General features: G+C 46.1%; 16 protein-coding genes. 2 read left to right on the forward strand and 14 right to left on the reverse strand.

Annotated elements, in window-relative coordinates; all coding sequences use genetic code 11:
• Positions 1 to 2 precede the first annotated feature (2 nt).
• From BLR42_RS08455 to asnB, 14 genes are all read right to left on the reverse strand, one after another.
• Positions 3 to 1211 (reverse strand): cysteine desulfurase family protein, encoded by a 1209-nt coding sequence (locus BLR42_RS08455; protein ID WP_091868321.1) that lies wholly within the window; start codon positions 1209 to 1211, stop codon positions 3 to 5.
• Between the two features lie 73 nt (positions 1212 to 1284).
• Positions 1285 to 2043, reverse strand: coding sequence for an RsmE family RNA methyltransferase (locus BLR42_RS08460; protein ID WP_091868242.1), 759 nt, complete (start codon positions 2041 to 2043; stop codon positions 1285 to 1287).
• 6 nt (positions 2044 to 2049) lie between these two features.
• Complete coding sequence (locus BLR42_RS08465) at positions 2050 to 3111, reverse strand: 50S ribosomal protein L11 methyltransferase (protein WP_091868244.1); 1062 nt, start codon at positions 3109 to 3111, stop codon at positions 2050 to 2052.
• 102 nt (positions 3112 to 3213) lie between these two features.
• Positions 3214 to 4392, reverse strand: a complete 1179-nt coding sequence (gene dnaJ / locus BLR42_RS08470; RefSeq protein WP_022760367.1) for a molecular chaperone DnaJ — start codon at positions 4390 to 4392, stop codon at positions 3214 to 3216.
• Positions 4393 to 4486: 94 nt separating this feature from the next.
• Complete coding sequence (gene dnaK / locus BLR42_RS08475; RefSeq protein ID WP_091868247.1) at positions 4487 to 6367, reverse strand: molecular chaperone DnaK; 1881 nt, start codon at positions 6365 to 6367, stop codon at positions 4487 to 4489.
• 127 nt (positions 6368 to 6494) lie between these two features.
• A complete protein-coding gene (gene grpE / locus BLR42_RS08480; protein ID WP_242829918.1) occupies positions 6495 to 7175 on the reverse strand; it encodes a nucleotide exchange factor GrpE in 681 nt (226 codons plus the stop codon).
• A 19-nt stretch (positions 7176 to 7194) separates the two neighbouring features.
• A complete protein-coding gene (hrcA, locus tag BLR42_RS08485; protein ID WP_044959000.1) occupies positions 7195 to 8226 on the reverse strand; it encodes a heat-inducible transcriptional repressor HrcA in 1032 nt (343 codons plus the stop codon).
• Between the two features lie 202 nt (positions 8227 to 8428).
• A complete protein-coding gene (locus BLR42_RS23275) occupies positions 8429 to 9085 on the reverse strand; it encodes a DUF6465 family protein (protein ID WP_207648528.1) in 657 nt (218 codons plus the stop codon).
• 90 nt (positions 9086 to 9175) lie between these two features.
• Positions 9176 to 10372, reverse strand: a complete 1197-nt coding sequence (locus BLR42_RS08495; protein WP_242879273.1) for a pyridoxal phosphate-dependent aminotransferase — start codon at positions 10370 to 10372, stop codon at positions 9176 to 9178.
• Positions 10373 to 10444: 72 nt separating this feature from the next.
• Positions 10445 to 11398 (reverse strand): glycosyltransferase family 17 protein, encoded by a 954-nt coding sequence (locus BLR42_RS08500; RefSeq protein ID WP_091868249.1) that lies wholly within the window; start codon positions 11396 to 11398, stop codon positions 10445 to 10447.
• Entirely contained in the window at positions 11388 to 12443 is a 1056-nt protein-coding gene (locus tag BLR42_RS08505) for a glycosyltransferase family 2 protein (RefSeq protein ID WP_091868251.1), read from the reverse strand. Before BLR42_RS08505 ends, BLR42_RS08500 begins: the two co-directional genes overlap by 11 nt.
• Positions 12440 to 13207 carry a DUF5672 family protein gene (locus BLR42_RS08510; protein WP_242879275.1) on the reverse strand — a complete coding sequence of 256 codons (768 nt, stop codon included), beginning with the start codon at positions 13205 to 13207 and terminating at the stop codon, positions 12440 to 12442. Before BLR42_RS08510 ends, BLR42_RS08505 begins: the two co-directional genes overlap by 4 nt.
• An 11-nt stretch (positions 13208 to 13218) precedes the next feature.
• Positions 13219 to 14259, reverse strand: a complete 1041-nt coding sequence (locus tag BLR42_RS08515; RefSeq protein WP_091868253.1) for an O-fucosyltransferase family protein — start codon at positions 14257 to 14259, stop codon at positions 13219 to 13221.
• On the reverse strand, positions 14256 to 16139 hold the full coding sequence (asnB, locus tag BLR42_RS08520) for an asparagine synthase (glutamine-hydrolyzing) (RefSeq protein ID WP_091868255.1): 1884 nt from the start codon (positions 16137 to 16139) through the stop codon (positions 14256 to 14258). Before asnB ends, BLR42_RS08515 begins: the two co-directional genes overlap by 4 nt.
• A gap of 559 nt (positions 16140 to 16698) precedes the next feature.
• On the opposite strand from asnB, the gene BLR42_RS08525 reads away from it, so the two are divergent.
• Positions 16699 to 17469: a hypothetical protein gene (locus tag BLR42_RS08525; RefSeq protein ID WP_091868257.1), complete on the forward strand. Its 771-nt coding sequence runs from the start codon at positions 16699 to 16701 to the stop codon at positions 17467 to 17469.
• Between the two features lie 128 nt (positions 17470 to 17597).
• Positions 17598 to 17900, forward strand: a complete 303-nt coding sequence (locus BLR42_RS08530) for a hypothetical protein (protein ID WP_091868260.1) — start codon at positions 17598 to 17600, stop codon at positions 17898 to 17900.
• Positions 17901 to 18012 lie beyond the last annotated feature (112 nt).

Here is an 18012-nt window from a genome sequence, read left to right on the forward strand (position 1 = left end):
GTTTATCTCCTTGAAAACTGTCTGAGCATCGGCACTATCTCGGCAAATGCTTTCACTGTGGTATCAATTTCTTCCTTAGTCGTAAGCTCCGACATACTGATTCTGACGGTGCTTCCGTAGAAATCCTTGGAAATTCCGATAGCCTTTAAGGTACCGGACACGGAAGGATGATTTGACGAGCAGGCACTTCCCGCTGATACGTAAATCTCCTTATCCTCCAGAGCATGGAGCAGCACCTCTGCCCTCACACCCTTCACAGACACACTTATAATATGCGGAGCAGTCTCTGCTATAGCTTCTGTCAGCTCGTCCTCTGAAAAATCGTAGATACTCTTTTCCGAGGTATCAAGTCCGTTAATCCTTATATCCTGAAGAGCCCCTGTAAGGCCTGAAATTAGCTGCTTTTTAAGATCATAAAGAGCCTTTATTTTTTCATCAAAACCCTCGTAAATCTCCTGCGCTGCCCGGCCAAGTCCGACAATTCCGGGAACGTTCAAAGTGCCCGAGCGCATGCCGCCCTGCTGACCGCCGCCGTAGCTTATGGGAAGAATTCGAACTCCGTCTCTTACATATAAAAAGCCGATGCCCTTGGGACCGTGTATCTTATGACCGCTGACGGACATCATATCTATTCCGAGGTTCTTGGGAATAATCATCTGTTTCCCGTATCCCTGAACGGCGTCCACATGGAATAGAATCTTGGGATTAGCCGCATGAATGATTTTTCCTGCTTCCTCAAGAGGCATCACTGAACCTAGCTCATTGTTGACCGCCATGATTGAGACAAGGATAGTGTCCTCTCTGATTGCGTTCTTGAGCTCATCAAGGTCTATGACACCCTTCTCGTTAACGCCGAGGTATGTCACCTCAAAGCCCTGATCCTCAAGATATTTCATGGAGTTCAGAATCGCCGGATGCTCAACGCTTGTGGTGATGAGGTGCTTTCCCTCTCTGTGATGAGCCATCGCTCCGCCGATTATGGCTGTATTATCTGACTCCGTGCCGCCTGAGGTGAAAAGTATTTCCTTCGGCTTCGCCTTAAGAGTCTTTGCAATTTTCTCTGTTGCTTCCTTTACAAATTGTTCTGCCACAACTCCCTTGTGATGCATGCTGGAGGGATTGCCATAATCCACAGTCATCATTTGGAGAGTAAGCTTCGCCACGTCATCGTAGACGCGGGTAGTGGCGGAATTATCTAAATATATTTCCATTGTTTGCCTTTCATTCCCCTCATCCGTCAGCTTCGCTGACACCTTCTCCCTGGGAGAAGGCATAGCATTGTATTCAAACTTCAAGATTATACATTAACCATGCGAGCATTGTAAAGCCTGCGGTTTCTGTGCGCAAAATGCGCTTGCCCATGGTGATGGTCTTAAAACCTGCCTCTCCGGCATAGCTTATCTCTTCATCGGCAAAGCCGCCCTCAGGTCCGACGAATATTCCGATGCTCTGCCCGGGCTCTATCGAATCAATAACTTCCCTGGTGTACTCCATACCCTCTGCCATCTCGTAGGGAAGGAGCTTCACATCAAGACTCTCAGCATATTTAACCGCTTCCTTGAAGGTCATGGGCGCTTTTACCTCGGGAATAACTCCGCGCTTACTCTGCTTCGCGGCTGCTTCGGATATGGCATTCCATCTCTTGATTTTGTTGACCGCACGCTTTTCATCTAGCTTCACAACACTTCTTTTCATGGAAACCGGTATTATCTGAAAAGCTCCGAGCTCCACTGCCTTCTGGATTATGAGCTCCATCTTGTCCGCCTTGGGAAGTCCCTGGAACAGATATATCTTCGAAGGAAGCTCTGCTCCGGATTCCTTAATGAATCGCAGCTCTCCGATAAGTTCGGTGTCGGAGATTGATTCAATACCGAATCTGTATTCCTTCTGATCAGCGGCGTCTTCATCCATAAGGCTCACCGAGAATTCCTCGCCCGGTTTCATCCTAAGGACGTTAACCATGTGGTTGTAGTCATCGCCTGTGATTACTATTCTTTTTTGGTTGTCTATAAGTTGGGTGCTGCTTGCAAAAAAATGGTACATAGGCCCTCAATTCTTCTTGGAAATTACACTAACCCACTCGCCCTGCTTGCAGACCTCGATAATATCAAGGCCGGCGTCCTCGTGAGCCTTTCTGATAACATCTTCCTTAGCTTCAATGATTCCGGAGGTGATGTAAATGCCGCCGGTTTTAAGGAGGCCGGGAACGGTGGGTGTAAGCGGAACAAGAACGTAGGGAAGGATATTGGCTACGACGATGTCATACTTCTCCTTGCCAACCTGATCCTGAACCATCTCGTCATCTATAATATTGCCGATTATAAGATCAAAATCCTTATCTGCGATGTCATTGTTCTTCTTGTTGTCGTCAACTGCCGGCTCTGAGCAGGGATCAAGGTCTGTTCCGACGCAGTGTCCCGCTCCGAATTTCATTGCAAGAATGGAAAGCACGCCGCTTCCGGTTCCGATGTCGAGCACCTCTGCTCCGGGAGTCATGTATTTCCTAAGAGCCCTTATGCAAAGCTGAGTGGTCTCGTGCATTCCTGTACCAAACGCGGTTCCGGGATCAATATGAAGTGTGATGTTCGCTTTTTTCTTATCCTCCTCGTCGGGAGTCTCCCAGGAAGGAATTACCAGAACGTCATCCACCAGGAACTTATGGAAGTACTGCTTCCAGTTATTGATCCAGTCGATATCCTCAGTTACATCAACGGAAATCGTTCCGTCGCCTATATCGGAAAAGCTTGAAAGCTCATCGAGAACTCCTCTGATCTCCTGCTTTATCTGATCCGGAGTCTTCTTAACTTCTACCTCTTCACCATTTTCATCGTACTCGTGGACGGTCAGCATATTGTCATCATCGACTTCGAGGAAAAAGTTCAGATACGCAACGCCCTCCTCACCCGGAGCTATTACCGCGCAGCTGTCAACACCTGTCTCCTCATCATCCGCATCCTGAAGATCATCCGTAAACATCTGCTCCTTATCGGCAGCTGTGAGAGGCGCATTGTCCTCTATCTGCGCACCTTCAAGACCGATATCCATCATACTGCTGACGATGATATCCTCTGACTCTTCGTTTGTTCTGATTCTAAAACGCATCCACTTCATAGTTTTACTCCGTTTTTTTCTAATCTATTTTCATGAAAAGTATATATAAGTACAATAACAGAAATAGCGGGGAGCTTGTACTCCCCGCTCTGTAATTATGTTTTATTTCTTCTTACCGAAAAATCCACCCTTTTTCTTACCGCCATCATCATTTCCATCCTTATCTCCGGAAATACTGTCGGCAGCGTGTAAGCTGTCTCCGGTCTTCTCATCAAACTGCTTAAGGAGCTCCTTCGCTTCCTTGGAAAGCTTATCCGGAACCTGAACTACAAGAGTAACATAATGGTCACCTCTTACATCCTTGTTCCTGAGTGTCGGAACACCTTTTCCGCGAAGTCTTACTCTCGTATCTGTCTGAGTACCTGCCTTAACATCATAGAGTACCTTACCGTCAACGGTATCTATAGCAACCGTTCCGCCGAGTGCAGCTATTGCATAAGACATAGGAACTGTTGAGAAAATATCATAATCCTGTCTCTGGAAAATAGGATGATCCTGTACGATAACCTCTACAAGGAGATCTCCTCTCGGTCCGCCGTTTCTGCCCGGCTCACCCTTTTCACGGATACGAACGCTCTGTCCGTTATCAATACCTGCGGGAATTGAAACCTGAATTCTCTTGTTGCTTGCAACATATCCTGTTCCGCCGCAATCGGTACACTTATCCTTAATTACCTTACCGCTTCCGTTACAGTCGGGACATGTCTGAACATTTCTGACTGTGCCGAAGAAGGACTGCTGTGTGAATACAACCTGACCTTTACCACCGCACTTGGGACACATCTGAGCTGTTGTTCCCGGCTTAGCACCGGTTCCCTTACAGGTCGGGCATGGATCCTTAAGTCTAAGTTCCAGTTCCTTCTCACATCCGAAAACTGCTTCCTCAAAGGTTATACGAACGCTGGCACGAATATTTGCTCCCTTTGCAGGGCCGCTTCTCGCACCCTGGCTCCTTCTGCCGCCTCCGAAGAAATCTCCGAATATATCACCGAATATATCGCCAAAGTCTGCTCCACCGAAGTCGAATCCGCCATATCCGCCGGCACCGCCCTCAAATGCAGCGTGACCGAACTGATCATACTGACGTCTCTTCTCAGGATCGCTCAAAACCGCATACGCCTCGGATGCCTCCTTGAACTTGTCTGCTGCAGCTGCATCTCCGGGGTTCATATCCGGATGGTACTTCTTTGCAAGCACACGGTATGCTTTTTTTATCTCATCATCACTGGCTCCCTTGCTTACGCCAAGAACCTCGTAATAATCGCGCTTCTGATCTGCCATGTGTCTCTCCTAATTTACGCTAATTGCCCAATACATCTTATCTGATGTATTGGGCATTAGCAATATTTATATTATTAAAGTTTTATAAAACGGATTAAACCTCTCTATAGTCGCCGTCAACTACGTCGTCTGCATTACCTGCATCTGAGCTCTGAGCTGCGCCGCCCATGCCGCTCATGTCAGGGCCTGCACCCTGAGCACCTGCTGCGCCCTGAGCACTCTCATAAACTTTAGCGAAGAGAGCCTGAGCATCAGTCATGAGTTTCTCCTTCTGGCTCTTGATTGTGTCGATCTCGCTGTCTGTAAGCTCACGATCCTTAGTCTGCTCAAGAGTATCCTTGAGAGCCTTGAGGTCATCCTCTACAGTCTGCTTCTGAGAAGGATCGATCTTGTCGCCAACTTCCTGGATAGCCTTCTCTGTCTGGAATACGAAGGAATCAGCTTCATTTCTAGCGTCAATGCCTTCCTTACGCTTCTTATCCTGAGCTTCGTACTCAGCAGCTTCCTTGATAGCCTTATCGATATCCTCGTCAGACATGTTGGAGCCAGCTGTGATTGTGATGTGCTGCTCTTTACCTGTTCCAAGATCCTTAGCGGATACGTTAACGATACCGTTTGCATCGATATCAAATGTAACCTCGATCTGCGGAACACCTCTCATTGCCGGAGGGATTCCATCAAGACGGAACTGTCCGAGTGACTTGTTGTCCTTAGCGAACTGTCTCTCACCCTGAAGAACGTTGATATCAACGGCTGTCTGGTTATCAGCTGCAGTTGAGAATACCTGGCTCTTCTTTGTAGGAATAGTTGTGTTACGCTCGATAAGTCTTGTAGCAACACCACCCATTGTCTCGATTGAAAGTGAAAGAGGTGTTACATCAAGAAGAAGGATATCGCCTGCACCTGTATCGCCTGCAAGCTTACCACCCTGGATACCTGCACCTACTGCTACGCACTCATCGGGGTTAAGGTTCTTTGAAGGCTCATGTCCTGTGAGCTGCTTAACCTTCTCAACTACGCAGGGAACACGTGTCGAACCACCTACAAGGAGAACTTTTCCAAGGTCTGAATAGTTAAGGCCTGCATCCTTCATAGCGTTCTGTACCGGAATAGCACTTCTCTCTACGAGGTCGTGGATAAGCTCCTCGAACTTAGCTCTTGTGAGATCCATATCAAAGTGCTTGGGGCCTTCTGCTGTAGCTGTGATGAAAGGAAGGTTGATGTTGGTTGTTGTAGAAGAAGAAAGTTCCTTCTTAGCCTTCTCAGCTGCTTCCTTAAGTCTCTGCATAGCCATCTTATCGCTTGAAAGGTCTACGCCTTCCTTAGCCTTGAACTCAGATACCATCCAGTCGATGATCTTCTGGTCAAAGTCGTCACCACCGAGGTGTGTGTCACCGTTTGTTGAAAGAACTTCGATAACACCGTCACCTATATCGATGATTGATACGTCGAAGGTACCACCACCAAGGTCGTATACCATGATCTTCTGCTCTTTTTCGTTATCAAGACCGTAAGCAAGAGCTGCTGCTGTAGGCTCGTTGATAATACGCTTTACTTCAAGACCTGCAATCTTACCTGCATCCTTTGTAGCCTGACGCTGTGCGTCATTGAAGTATGCGGGAACTGTGATTACTGCCTCTGTTACTTTTTCGCCGAGATACTGCTCTGCGTCTGCCTTCAGCTTCTGAAGAATCATAGCTGAAATCTGCTGAGGTGAATACTTCTTGCCGTCGATTGTGCGGCCGTTGTCTGTACCCATATCTCTCTTGATTGATGAGATTGTGTTCTCAGCGTTTGTTACTGCCTGACGCTTAGCGGGCTCACCTACGAGACGCTCGCCATTCTTTGTGAAAGCTACGATTGAAGGTGTTGTTCTTGCACCCTCAGCGTTAGCGATAACGGTGGGCTGACCACCTTCCATAACGGCTACGCAGCTGTTGGTTGTTCCTAAATCGATACCTATGATCTTACTCATTTTATTTTCCTCCGTTTATAAAACTAATGAATAATTAACAATAAAAATCTAATGAAGTTCTGCTCTCACACTTCGTGTTCGACAGAACTAAGTAGTACACTAAGCTCGGCAAAACCTCGCTAAGTGATTACTTAGCAACGGCAACCATGCTGTGTCTGAGCACTGTGTCGTGATACATATAACCCTTCTGAAGCTCCTGTGCCACGAATCCTTCCTCGACATCTTCGCTCTCAACCTGCATTACAGCATTGTGGAAATTAGGATCAAATTCCTTTCCAACGGCTTCGATGGGAGTTACACCAAGATCCTCAATCTGCTTCATAAGCTGCTTGTATATCATATTCATTCCGTCTGCAAAAGCAGAATTCTTCTCTTCTTCAGGGACAGCAGCAAGTCCTCTTTCGAAGTTATCTACAACAGGGAGAATTTTCTCAAGTACACTGGATGCTCCCTGGTTGAACATCTGCGCCTTTTCTCTGTCGGTTCTTGTTCTGAAGTTCTCAAACTCAGCAAGCTGGCGCATGTATTTATCCTGCATCTCTTCGAACTTTTCTTTGTAAGGGTTCTTCTTTTCTTTTTTACCGAAAAGACCTTTCTTCTCACCCTCGGCGTTTTCAGTGTTCTCAGCACCTTCTACGCTCTCAGCTGCCTCTGCTACAGCTTCGGCAGCCTCTTCCTCTGCGGCCTCGGCAACCTTGTTTGCTGCATCAGCTACCTTTTTAGCCTTCTCGGCAACTTCCTGCTGAAGTTCCTTTGCAGTTTTCTTACCGGACACTGTATTTGTATCCTTCTTAACTTCCTTACTCACTTAAATACTCCTTATGGTTCTATTCTTTTTTATATAAATCATCCAGAGCTCTCATCATATTCTTAAGTGCTCCGACAACTTTGTCGTAATCCATTCGCTTAGGTCCGATAACTCCTACCGTTCCTCTCATGCCCTCTCCGAGATCGTAGGTCGCTGTTACAACGCTGCAATCCTTCATGGACTGAACCGGAGACTCATTACCGATGTAAACCTGTATACCTGTCTCCTCTGAGGAGGACTGAAGCGCATTCTCAACGATACTTGTAAGATCGCTCTTATCCTCAAAAGTGGTTATGAGGTCACTTGCTCTCTCCTTATCAGCAAGCTCGGGATATCTGAAAATGTTGTTCGCACCGCTGGTGTAAATCTGAAGGTCCTCATCCTCCGTAATGGCATCTCCGGCTGTATCGAGTATCTTGTCGATTATCTCGCTGTGGATACCCGCCTCCTGCTTCATCGCAGTTATAAGTCCGAGGTTAATGTCCTCTACGGAAAGTCCTGCAAGTCTGGTATTAAGCAGGATATTGAGCTTAAGCATATCCGCTTCGGAAAGCTCCTGCTCCACCTCAACCATTCGGTTCTTAATTACGTTTCCTTCTATTACTATAGTGGTAAGAATGTGTTCCTCATCCACTCTGGAAAGCTGTACGAATTTCAGCTTATTCCTTCTGATCATGGGTGCTGAGATCATCGAAGCGTAGTTGGTATCAACCGCCAGGGTCTTGGCAACCTGCTTAAGGAGCTTCTCAAGCTTCTCTTCTTTATCAAGAAGCATCTCCTTCATGTTCTCAACTTCCTGTTCCTTCTCAGCGAGCATCTCATCTACATAAACTCTGTAGCCCTGATCTGACGGAATACGTCCCGCGGAAGTATGAGGCTGCAATATAAGTCCCATCTCCTCAAGATCCGCCATCTCGTTTCTGATGGTAGCCGAACTGAGATTAAGATCCGTGTACTTGGAAATCGTCCTACTGCCCACCGGCTCGCCTGTCTCGAGGTAATTGCGAACAATTGCATGCAGTATTTTCTTTTTTCTGTCATCCAGTTGCATCACAAACCTCCTTTTTGATGTGTTAGCACTCAACCTCATTGAGTGCTAACATCTTCTGACAATAAATTACCACTATAAATTATTAATGTCAATAAAAAACCCCAAGGATTTCTCCCTGGGGACGAATAATCTACATATATGTGATAAAGTCCCGGCCTGCAGCAAGCAAGCTTGCCAGGCCGGGACCTTCCATCCTTGTTTATCACATCCCAAAATCAGCATGAACCTCGCCGTTAACAACGAAGTATACTCTTTCCTCTTCGGGCTTTACATAAAGCTCAAGAGTCTTGATCTCGGAAACTTTTCTTCCCATATCGTACTGCCATACATTCTTGGCATTCTCGATAAAGGTGTCATATGTAACGCTCTTATCAGAATACTGAAGAACGATATTTGTCTTTGTTGCAGGAGCCTTTGCAGCTGTTGTCTTCTTAGCTGCTGTAGCTTTCTTTGCTGCAGGCTTCTTAGCTGCGGGCTTAGCTGCTGCCTTAGTCTCAGTCTTCTTGGCTGCTGCCTTGGTTGTAGTAGCCTTCTTAGCAGGTGCTGCCTTCTTTGCTGCAGGCTTCTTAGCTGCGGGCTTCTTCTCTTCCTTCTTCTCAGCTGCCTTAGTCTCAGTCTTCTTAGCTGCTGCCTTGGTTGCTGTAGCCTTCTTTGCAGGTGTTGCCTTCTTTGCTGCAGACTTCTTAGCTGTTGCCTTCTTTGCTGCGGGCTTCTTAGCTGCTGTAGCCTTCTTCTCCTCGGCCTTAGGTGCTTCTGCCTCAGCGGGCTTTACTTCATCCTTCTTTTCTGCAGCAATTACCGGTTTCTTGATAGTCGCAATCGGCTTTAAAGCTGCTTCTCTCAACTTGTCTTCAGCCATATCTCCCTCTCTTTCCGTAAGGAACGCATGTTATGCATTTTTGCAAATTTATCATTACGTTTTTGAGTTTAGTACATATTCTAAAAAAAGTCAACATTTATGCGCTTTTAGACCAGATTCTATTCTTGAAAGCGCCTTTTTAAGCACTTCCATGGAGGACGCAAACGAAATTCTCACGAATCCTGGGGCAAAATAAGCACTTCCGGGCATCATTGCAACACCATATTTTTCCAATAAATATTCGCATAAACGTGTATCTTCATCTATAATTCCGTAACCCTCATATTCTTTTCCGAGAAAAGCACGGATATCGAAGAACGCATAGAAGGCTCCCTGGATCTCATGGCAGATGACACCGGGTATCTCGCGCAGTTTTTCCTGAACAAAGTCTCTGCGCTTCTCAAACTCTGATCTCATGAGCTCTACAGACTCCTGGGGCCCGCAAAGCGCCTCAACCGCCGCATACTGAGAAATGCTGGGTGGTGTGGTCGTTGTCTGGCTCTGCACCTTCACCGCTGCGCCAATGACATCAGCTCTGCCGCAGACGTATCCAAGTCTCCATCCTGTCATGGAATAGGTCTTGGAAAAACCGTTAACCACGATAGTCCTGTCCTTCATCCCCTCAAACGCAGAAATGCTTTCGTGGCGATTCTCACCGTATATTATTTTTTCATAGATTTCATCGGAAATAACAAAGATATCCCTGCTGATCGCAAGGTCAGAGAGCCCCTTCAGCTCACCCTCGCCGTAAACCTTGCCGGTGGGATTGTCCGGGGTACATATTATAACAGCCTTGGTGTGCTCGGTTATCGCACTCTCAATGGCTTCAAGATCAAGAGAAAAATCGTCCTTCCTCTTCACAAGAACGGGATTTGCGCCCGCAAGAGCTACCATATCGGGATAGCTGACATAGCACGGAATGGGGATTATGACCTCATCACCCTCGCCCGCAACAGCGCACAGCGCACCAAACAGCGCCTGCTTCGCACCGACGGTCACCGCCACCTCATTCATCTCATAGGTGACGCCGTTGTCCTTTTTCATCTTCTCAATTATCGCCTCCCGAAGCGGTGCGATACCATTTCCGGTGGTGTATTTGGTGAAATTCTCATTGATTGCCCGTATTCCCGCTTCTTTGATATTGTCCGGCGTGGGGAAATCGGGCTCGCCCACATTGAGAGAAACTATGTCCTCTCCCTTCTGCCTAAGCTCCTCCACCTTTCCGAAGAGAGCCGTAGTCGGGGACATTTTTACCGCCGCCATTCTCGTAGATAATGTTGTGCTCATACTTTTTTCATACTCCTCATCCGTCAGCTTCGCTGACACCTTCTCCATAAATGGAGAAGGCATAACTACTTGTTACTTTATAAGCATCCTTCTAATTTTATGGTACGCCTTCCTGATGAACCTTCCCACCGTAATATCCAGCTTATGATACAGCCTTGAAAAAGCTGTAATGGGTGGCATTACCAGATAATCATACTCTCCTATATGCTTAAGAAGGTACTCCGGATAACTTCCGTCGACCTCCGTACGCTCAAATCTCGCATCTCTTCCGAAGATGTCTCTGCCGAGCACCAGATTATCCATGGTCTCAGCCAGAATCTCGCGGTCGTTGTATTCCTGATGCGCAGCCGCTTTTACCTTGACGCCTATCCTCTCGACGGGATTGGTCTCATGCCTTCCGCCCATGTAGCCGAAGTGCCAGCCGCCGTCAGCGACTCTCACAGACCTTTTATCGCATGGCGACACCAGATCGCGTAGCCTTACGATTCCCTCGCGCGGAATATTATCTATGGAAGTAATTTTTGTTCCAAGCCATTTCCTGTCGCTCTCAGCTATCTCCGGGAACTCTCCGGTAATCGAGAGCAGCTTTCCCGACTTTTCTTCCATATTAAGGAATACATAAAAATTCCTCTGCGCAAGGTGGTAGACCTTCGTCTTATCAAAATTCTCTATGATTTTCGTAAGAACCTTGGGATTTGGAATCTCATCCACATCACCGAACAGGATTATGTCGTCGCTCGTCGCGCCGACTTTCTTCAGACCTTCAACCAGCCGGTTTTTCTGAAAATAATCCCTCTCGTGCGTCAACGCATCCACCGGCGAATCAGTGACCACCACATACTCTATGCGGTCCAGATAATCCTTGAAAAGATCCCTGTTCTTTTCAAAACAAAGCTCCTTCTCTTCACCCGAGAAGGTCATTGTTGACTCTTCTATAATGAACTTATCCACATAGGGACTAAGGATTTCTAACCTCAGCCTCAGGATGTCCACTTCATTAAAAAATGGAATGCAATCATATACCATTTTTTCTGATCCTCGCTTTAATTCGGGATTTCAGGCGCGTCTTCCTGCTAAGAAGCATCAGCCGCAAAACCGGCATACCCGCCACCTGATACCTGTAAACATACGCATCCTCCTCGGATGCCCAGGACGGAAGCTTGCCCTTCCCATACTCTTTATAAAAATCGGAACCCATCATCTCCTTCATCTTCCGCTTGATCTCGGAAAAAGGAAGGTCCGAATAGATAAGCTTTTTCATGCCTATCGTGCAGGTCAGGGTCTTGCGCTCGTTTATAACCTCAGTAAAACCACCCTTTGCCCACTTTTTCGCATAATCGTCCAAAACCTCGAAGGCCTTCTCCTGGTTCTTCATAAAGTTTTCATGATAACCGCCCGTAAGCCCCTCTTCGTTTATTCTGTAAAAATACAGTATCCTGTCGAGATATGCAATGCTTTTTGCTTTATCAATTATTTCAGCGGTCTGCAGAAGGTCCTCTCCGTAATTGAGCTTCCTGTTCACCGTCTCCTCGATGCGGCCCGCAAGCTCTTTTCCTATGCACTTGTTCCACATGGCATTTAGCATATCACCGGAGCACATTATTTCATAGAACTTCTTCTTGCCGTCGCCCGAATAAATCTTGCCCTCTTTAAAGGGAAAAGGAAACATCTTCGACTCCGGAGTGCTCATCTCGGCCGCGTTATACAGGATTATCTCCGGTCGCTTACCTTTTCTTTCATATTTAGAAGCCGCTTTCTGAAGCTCAGTGAATATCCCCGGAGCCACGGCGTCATCAGCATCCATGAAAACAAGATAATCTCCCGAAGCTCTCTTTATCCCCTCATGCCTCGCATCGTAGGCGGACGCGGGTCCCATATGCACCGTCTTTACAAATGGAAAACGGTTTGCAAGTTCGCCGCATATATAGCCACTTCTGTCTGTGGAGCCGTTTTCAATAAGAAGAACCTCGATACTGTTCTCCATCCCCTCAGCGGCCTTTACTATAGAAGACGTCGCTTCACTTATGTACTTTTCAGCATTGTGAACAGGCACTATTACCGAAAACTTCATGTTATATTGTGCTCCCTCTTCCACTTTTCACTTCTTCTCCAGAACAGCAAGGGCCTTACGGCCATCTTGAATCTCTTTGCAGGGCTGTAGAAATGCGGATATCCCTCATTTTCTCCCCACCATTTATGAAAAACGAAGGGCTCTACTCCCTTGTTCTCCGGAAGCGGATGCTCCCTTCCAAACTTAACTGCGGTCTCCAGATCAGCCCACTTAAGGCCATCCTTCTCCATCTCATTTTTGCAGTGACAACAAAGGAAAATATCCTCGTTGTAAAAACCGTCATATACCTTAACCCAGGGAAGGTCGTGCTCCTTAGGATAATCAAGAAGTCTCTTGGACCTGATGGATACGCTGTTTCCGACTCTGCAGATGTTGCCCTCGCTGTCCCTGTAGGCATAGTCATTCTTCGGAAGCGGCCAGGGAGAGCCTATATAATCGTAGTTAAGAAAGCTCTCGTCCCAGTTTTCCGGATGTATCACAAAGCCGTCCGCGTGCACGATAAGAACAAAGTCCGTCTTAATGTGATCGCGAAGCTCATATACCATTTTGTAATTGAATTTGTCGATGTCATCGAGTTTTGATGTGTAGCTGAAGCGTATGTCCTTTGGAAGATAAAACGGCTTTTTATCCGTAATCAGGACCGCGTCACCGAATTCGATATCGCGCATGCTGTACTTCATCGCCTGCACGGTCTCATATACATCTACACTTGTCATCGCTGCAATCGTGACTCTCGGAAGCTGCAGCTTCTTTGTATTATTCATATATCCTCTATTTATCCGAAGGTTTTTATTATTCCGGTTCTCCTTAAGAAGGAGCGCCACATTTTCTTAAAGAAGAACACTCCATACAAAAGTCTTCTCCTTATATTCTGGAAAAATTCCCTTACTGCTCCCGGCCTTACATTTCTTCTTGCATAAAGTGCTGAGTGCTTCTTGTATTCCGCCAGTTCAGCTCTGCATTCATCGGCGCTAAAGAGCCTTCCCTTTTTATCCTGATAGGTAAGAAAGCTGTAAATATTCTGCTCCGATGACCAGAAACCGTCAGAAATATTGTGCCTTGCCCAGTACTTCGGCGCAATCGCGTATTTTAATTCTGTGCTCGACATTACGGGCATCATCGCAAAGGATGAATTCGAAAGAATGAGGTATCTCGCATTTTTTATGGTGACGTAGTCCTTACCCATGTCGAAGTGGTGACACTCGTACTCGGGAAGCACCTTCCTTGCGGCCTCCTCATCCTCGGTTATTATCATGAACCTCATATTCGGGTTCACCTTTTTCATGTTCTCGATGGCATTTAGCCAGTACTTTCTATCAAGGAAAAGCTCCTGACAGCTCGTATACTCGCCGCCTCTCATATTGATGATGCAGAGGTCGTCCGCGGTGTATTCGTAGGACTCTGCCTCCTCCTTCACATGGAGCCAGTCCTTAATCTTATCGCGGTACTTCTCAAAATAGGACTGATCCTGGAGATTCCCATATATAAGAGTATTGTCTTCAATTTCAAAAAGTCTCGGGTCAGCCCCCGAAATATAGCAGCCATTGGTCATGTCATGAACCGAATTGCCCATGAAAAGTCTGTCATCCTGCTCATGGAAAATCGTGAATTTATCCATGTCTTCACGCGGGATCTCAGTTCCGAGATCTATGTCCATGAAGTACATGCCCTTATTGGAATGGAAAACGTTGCCGACCTGCCCCGGGTTCACAAACCCGAAGGGGACGCCCCGCTCCTCGGCCATGCATCTTGTGACCACGTAGAAAAACAGCTGATTTCCAAGGCCGTAGCCCTTAATAAATTCTGCACCTATCATAAAAACTCTTCCTCATACCACTGCTGGAACATCAGGATGTACCAGATTTGGATCCTGTAGATGCCCCTCTCGGTAAAGTCTGTCCATATCTTCTCGACAACCTCCGGGTCAAGAATACCCTGCTGTCTGATTTTTTCCTTATTAAGAAGGCCCTCGGCCCAGTCGCGGAGGTCGCTGTCAAGAAGCCACTTCTCAATCGGAATCGAAAAGCCCTTCTTCGGCCGCTCCATCATTTCCTTCGGAACGTAGCGGTAGAGCACGTCACGAAGAACCTTCTTACCCACCTTGTCGTCGCGAAGGTACTGAATCGGAAGGCTCCAGGCGAACTCAATCACATCCCTGTCAAGCATCGGCACACGCGTTTCAAGCGATACCGCCATCGCTGTTCTGTCCACCTTCACAAGGATATCGTCGGGGTGGTAGACCAGCATATCCATAAGCATGCACTGGTGATTTACTTCCTCGAGGAATCCGTTTGGAAGCTCCGTGTATTTATAGGGAATGGTTCCTCTCTTAAGCGCAATCCTCTTTGTAAGCGGATCCGTCTCATGCTCCATTCTATGTATGTCAACGGGTCCCTCGGCGCCAAGAAGCGTTCCCTTTATTCTGTAAATATCTTTATTTTTCAGGGGTGAATTCAAAACCACAGAGCTTGCCACTTTCCTTACGGGATAGGGCACGCCGTGCATCTTCCCCCAGATTCTGCTGATGGATTCATAGGAGGTATAGCCGCAGAACAGCTCATCTCCGCCGTCTCCGGAAAGGGATACGGTCACGTGATCCCTCGTCATCTTGCTCACAAGATATGTGGGAATCTGTGATGAATCCGCAAAAGGCTCGGCAAACATATGCGCAAGTCCTGGAATAACGGCCTTGGCATCTTTTTCCGTAATATAGAGCTCAGTGTGCTCGGTGCCGAGGTGCTTTGCAATCTCAGCTGCGTAAACCGCCTCGTTGTAGGCCTTATCCTCCATGCCGATGGTGAAGGTCTTAACCTTCCCGGGCTCAAGGGACTGCATAAGTGCCACCGTCGTGCTGGAGTCGATTCCCGCTGATAAAAAGGCTCCGACAGGAACATCCGCAACCATCTGGCCTTTTATTGATTCCTTCAGAAGTCTTTCAAGCTCGTTCGCCGCTTCCTCGCTGCTGCCGGTAAACGGATTTTCCTGACCTCTCTTGGCGGTCTCCTTCATAGACCAGTAGGTAGTGGTCTGTGTACCGAGGTCCTTTATGCTGACTGTCATGAAAGTTCCGGCCTCGAGCTTGTTTATTCCTTTATAAATAGTGTAAGGTGCAGGGATATAGCCCTCCACAAAATAGATATCAAGAACGTCAGTGTTTATGGCATTGTCGAAGCCATCCACAACCCTGAGGCACCCCAGATCGGAAGCAAAAGCGAAGGCTCCCGCAACTTTTCCATAATATAAAGGCTTCTCTCCGACTCTGTCTCTGGCAAGAGTAACTGTCTCATTTCTCTTATCATAAACCGCGATGCCGAACATGCCCTTGCACATTGAAAGGGCTTCCTTCATTCCGTAGTGCTCGATCGCCTCAAGAAGAACCTCTGTGTCCGAGCTTCCCCTGAAATCTCCCGCCGCTGCAAAACCGTCATCCAGGAGCTTTTTCTTTACATCTTTGTTGTTATATATCTCGCCGTTGTAGACCATCACAAGGTTCCCGGAATGGCTGACCATAGGCTGGGCACCGTTCTTGGAAAGGTCCACAATAGAAAGGCGCCTGTGTCCAAGCGCCACTTCACTATTTTCACTTACATAAATCCCATCATCATCAGGTCCTCTGTGAATCATGCGGTCATTCATCTTCTGAATATTCGCGCGCGCATCACCTGAGAACTTCAAAAGTCCTGATATTCCACACATACGTAGATGTCCTCATTCCTAGTGCTAACTTTTCCCTAATAGTACCATATATTCGGGGATAATGAAATTTTTAAAAAGTAACTAGTGTATATGGCATCTTTGGGAAAAGTAAATAGAATGCCAATTTTTTCGTTTTGGTATACATTTTAGGTGGTTTTCAGGGGTGTTTTCATGTGGAAAGTAAATAGCGTGGCATTTTTCCGATTTTGGTATACCTGTTTTGTGAAATCATGGGTACCAAATTGCTGAAAATGGCTTCTGATTTACAAATGCTTGCCGAAAGCCTCTGAAAAGTGCCAAAAATGTATACCAAAGTGACCAAAATGCCTTTTTATTTACTTTTTCCGAAAGCAACGCCTCTGTTGAATTCGTAAAAATAACATGTAGCGGCACATTAGACATTTTTATTCAAAATTATTATTTACATTCTCCAATATACATGTTATCATTCACATTACTTCAAGGATATTCATCCAAGTATTCCATTTATTTTTTGACACCATATTTAAAAATTTCTTCTGAGGGGCATTATCTATTTACATTTTTAGGAAGGATTTTTATGACAAACTATTTTCACGAAAGAAAGGAGTATCTAAGCAGGTTACTCGAAAAAAACAAAAACGAAGTTAAAGCATTGCCAGCCGGAACGCTGGTCATGTATGACCACGGTAAAAAATGGTATCGTCAGGAAAAGTCAAAAAAGGGCGGCTATGTGCGCACATATATCCAGAAAAAAGATGAGGAGCTGGCTGCTTTGCTTGCGAGAAAGACACTACTTGTAAATTCCATCACTGATGCTGAAAATGAGTTGGCAGCCATTGATGCATATTTGAAAACAAGAAAACCGGGGAAGCTTAAGAATATCGAGGCCCCGACTTCTGCATACATTACTCTTCTAAAGCCGGAATTTCCATGGTTGGCGGATGATGACTATCCAAGAAATCAAAATCACCCCGAAGCACTTACCATCAAAGCGCCAAAAGGGCAATTCGTGCGTTCAAAGTCAGAAGCGATAATTGCGTATTCGCTGTATGAAAATCACTTGCAATACAGGTATGAATGTGGCTTGGAAATATGTGATGTGATGGTCTATCCCGATTTCACGATAAAGCATCCATTAACCGGCAAGGTTTTCATCTGGGAACACTTCGGACTTGCAGATCAGCCGTCCTATCAAAACAATATGTGCAGCAAAATCAGAAATTATATAAACGCTGGGTATGTACCAGGCGATAACCTGATATTAACCTATGAAACAAAGGACTGTCCTCTTGATATCAGTTATGTTCAGGGAGTAATCAATTTGTATTTCGGACCGTTGGAAAATTGACTGCATAATCAATTCATTTATCTGATATAATATGTAATAGATGTGATTGTTTTAGCGACTAATATCTATCTGTTTTCAGAAAAGAGTTTGGTCGCGCTAACGGTGCCGGCAATACAGGAGGGGGTATTATGTATATTGCGATGCATTGTATTAATGCAAACAATTCCGAACTGGATGAGATTTGCAAGTTTTACGGAATTCACTACGACAACATGTACAAATCATGTGTGATATCTACCGATCACCAGCATCATGATTTTGTAGTATCTATGCTAGAGGAAGATTACAAGAATTTCTATCGCCAGGTTCTTACGGCGCTTGCTGCTGAAGGCGGCCAGGTTATGGAGATTACCAAAGGCAAGGTTTTCAGGTGCAGGAAAAATGAAATCAGGCACGGTGAAAATCAAAAGTGCGAGATTAAAAGATTGTAATTCATTTTAAAATGAGATCGAAAAGATCACTGAAAGAGACCGAAAAAAGGTCTCTTTTTCTTTGCCTTTTTATTGAATGAAAAAAGGCGTTGTGCTAGAATTTCCAAATGAG

The sequence above is a fragment of the Butyrivibrio sp. INlla16 genome (assembly GCF_900104155.1).
GTDB lineage: Bacteria > Bacillota > Clostridia > Lachnospirales > Lachnospiraceae > Butyrivibrio.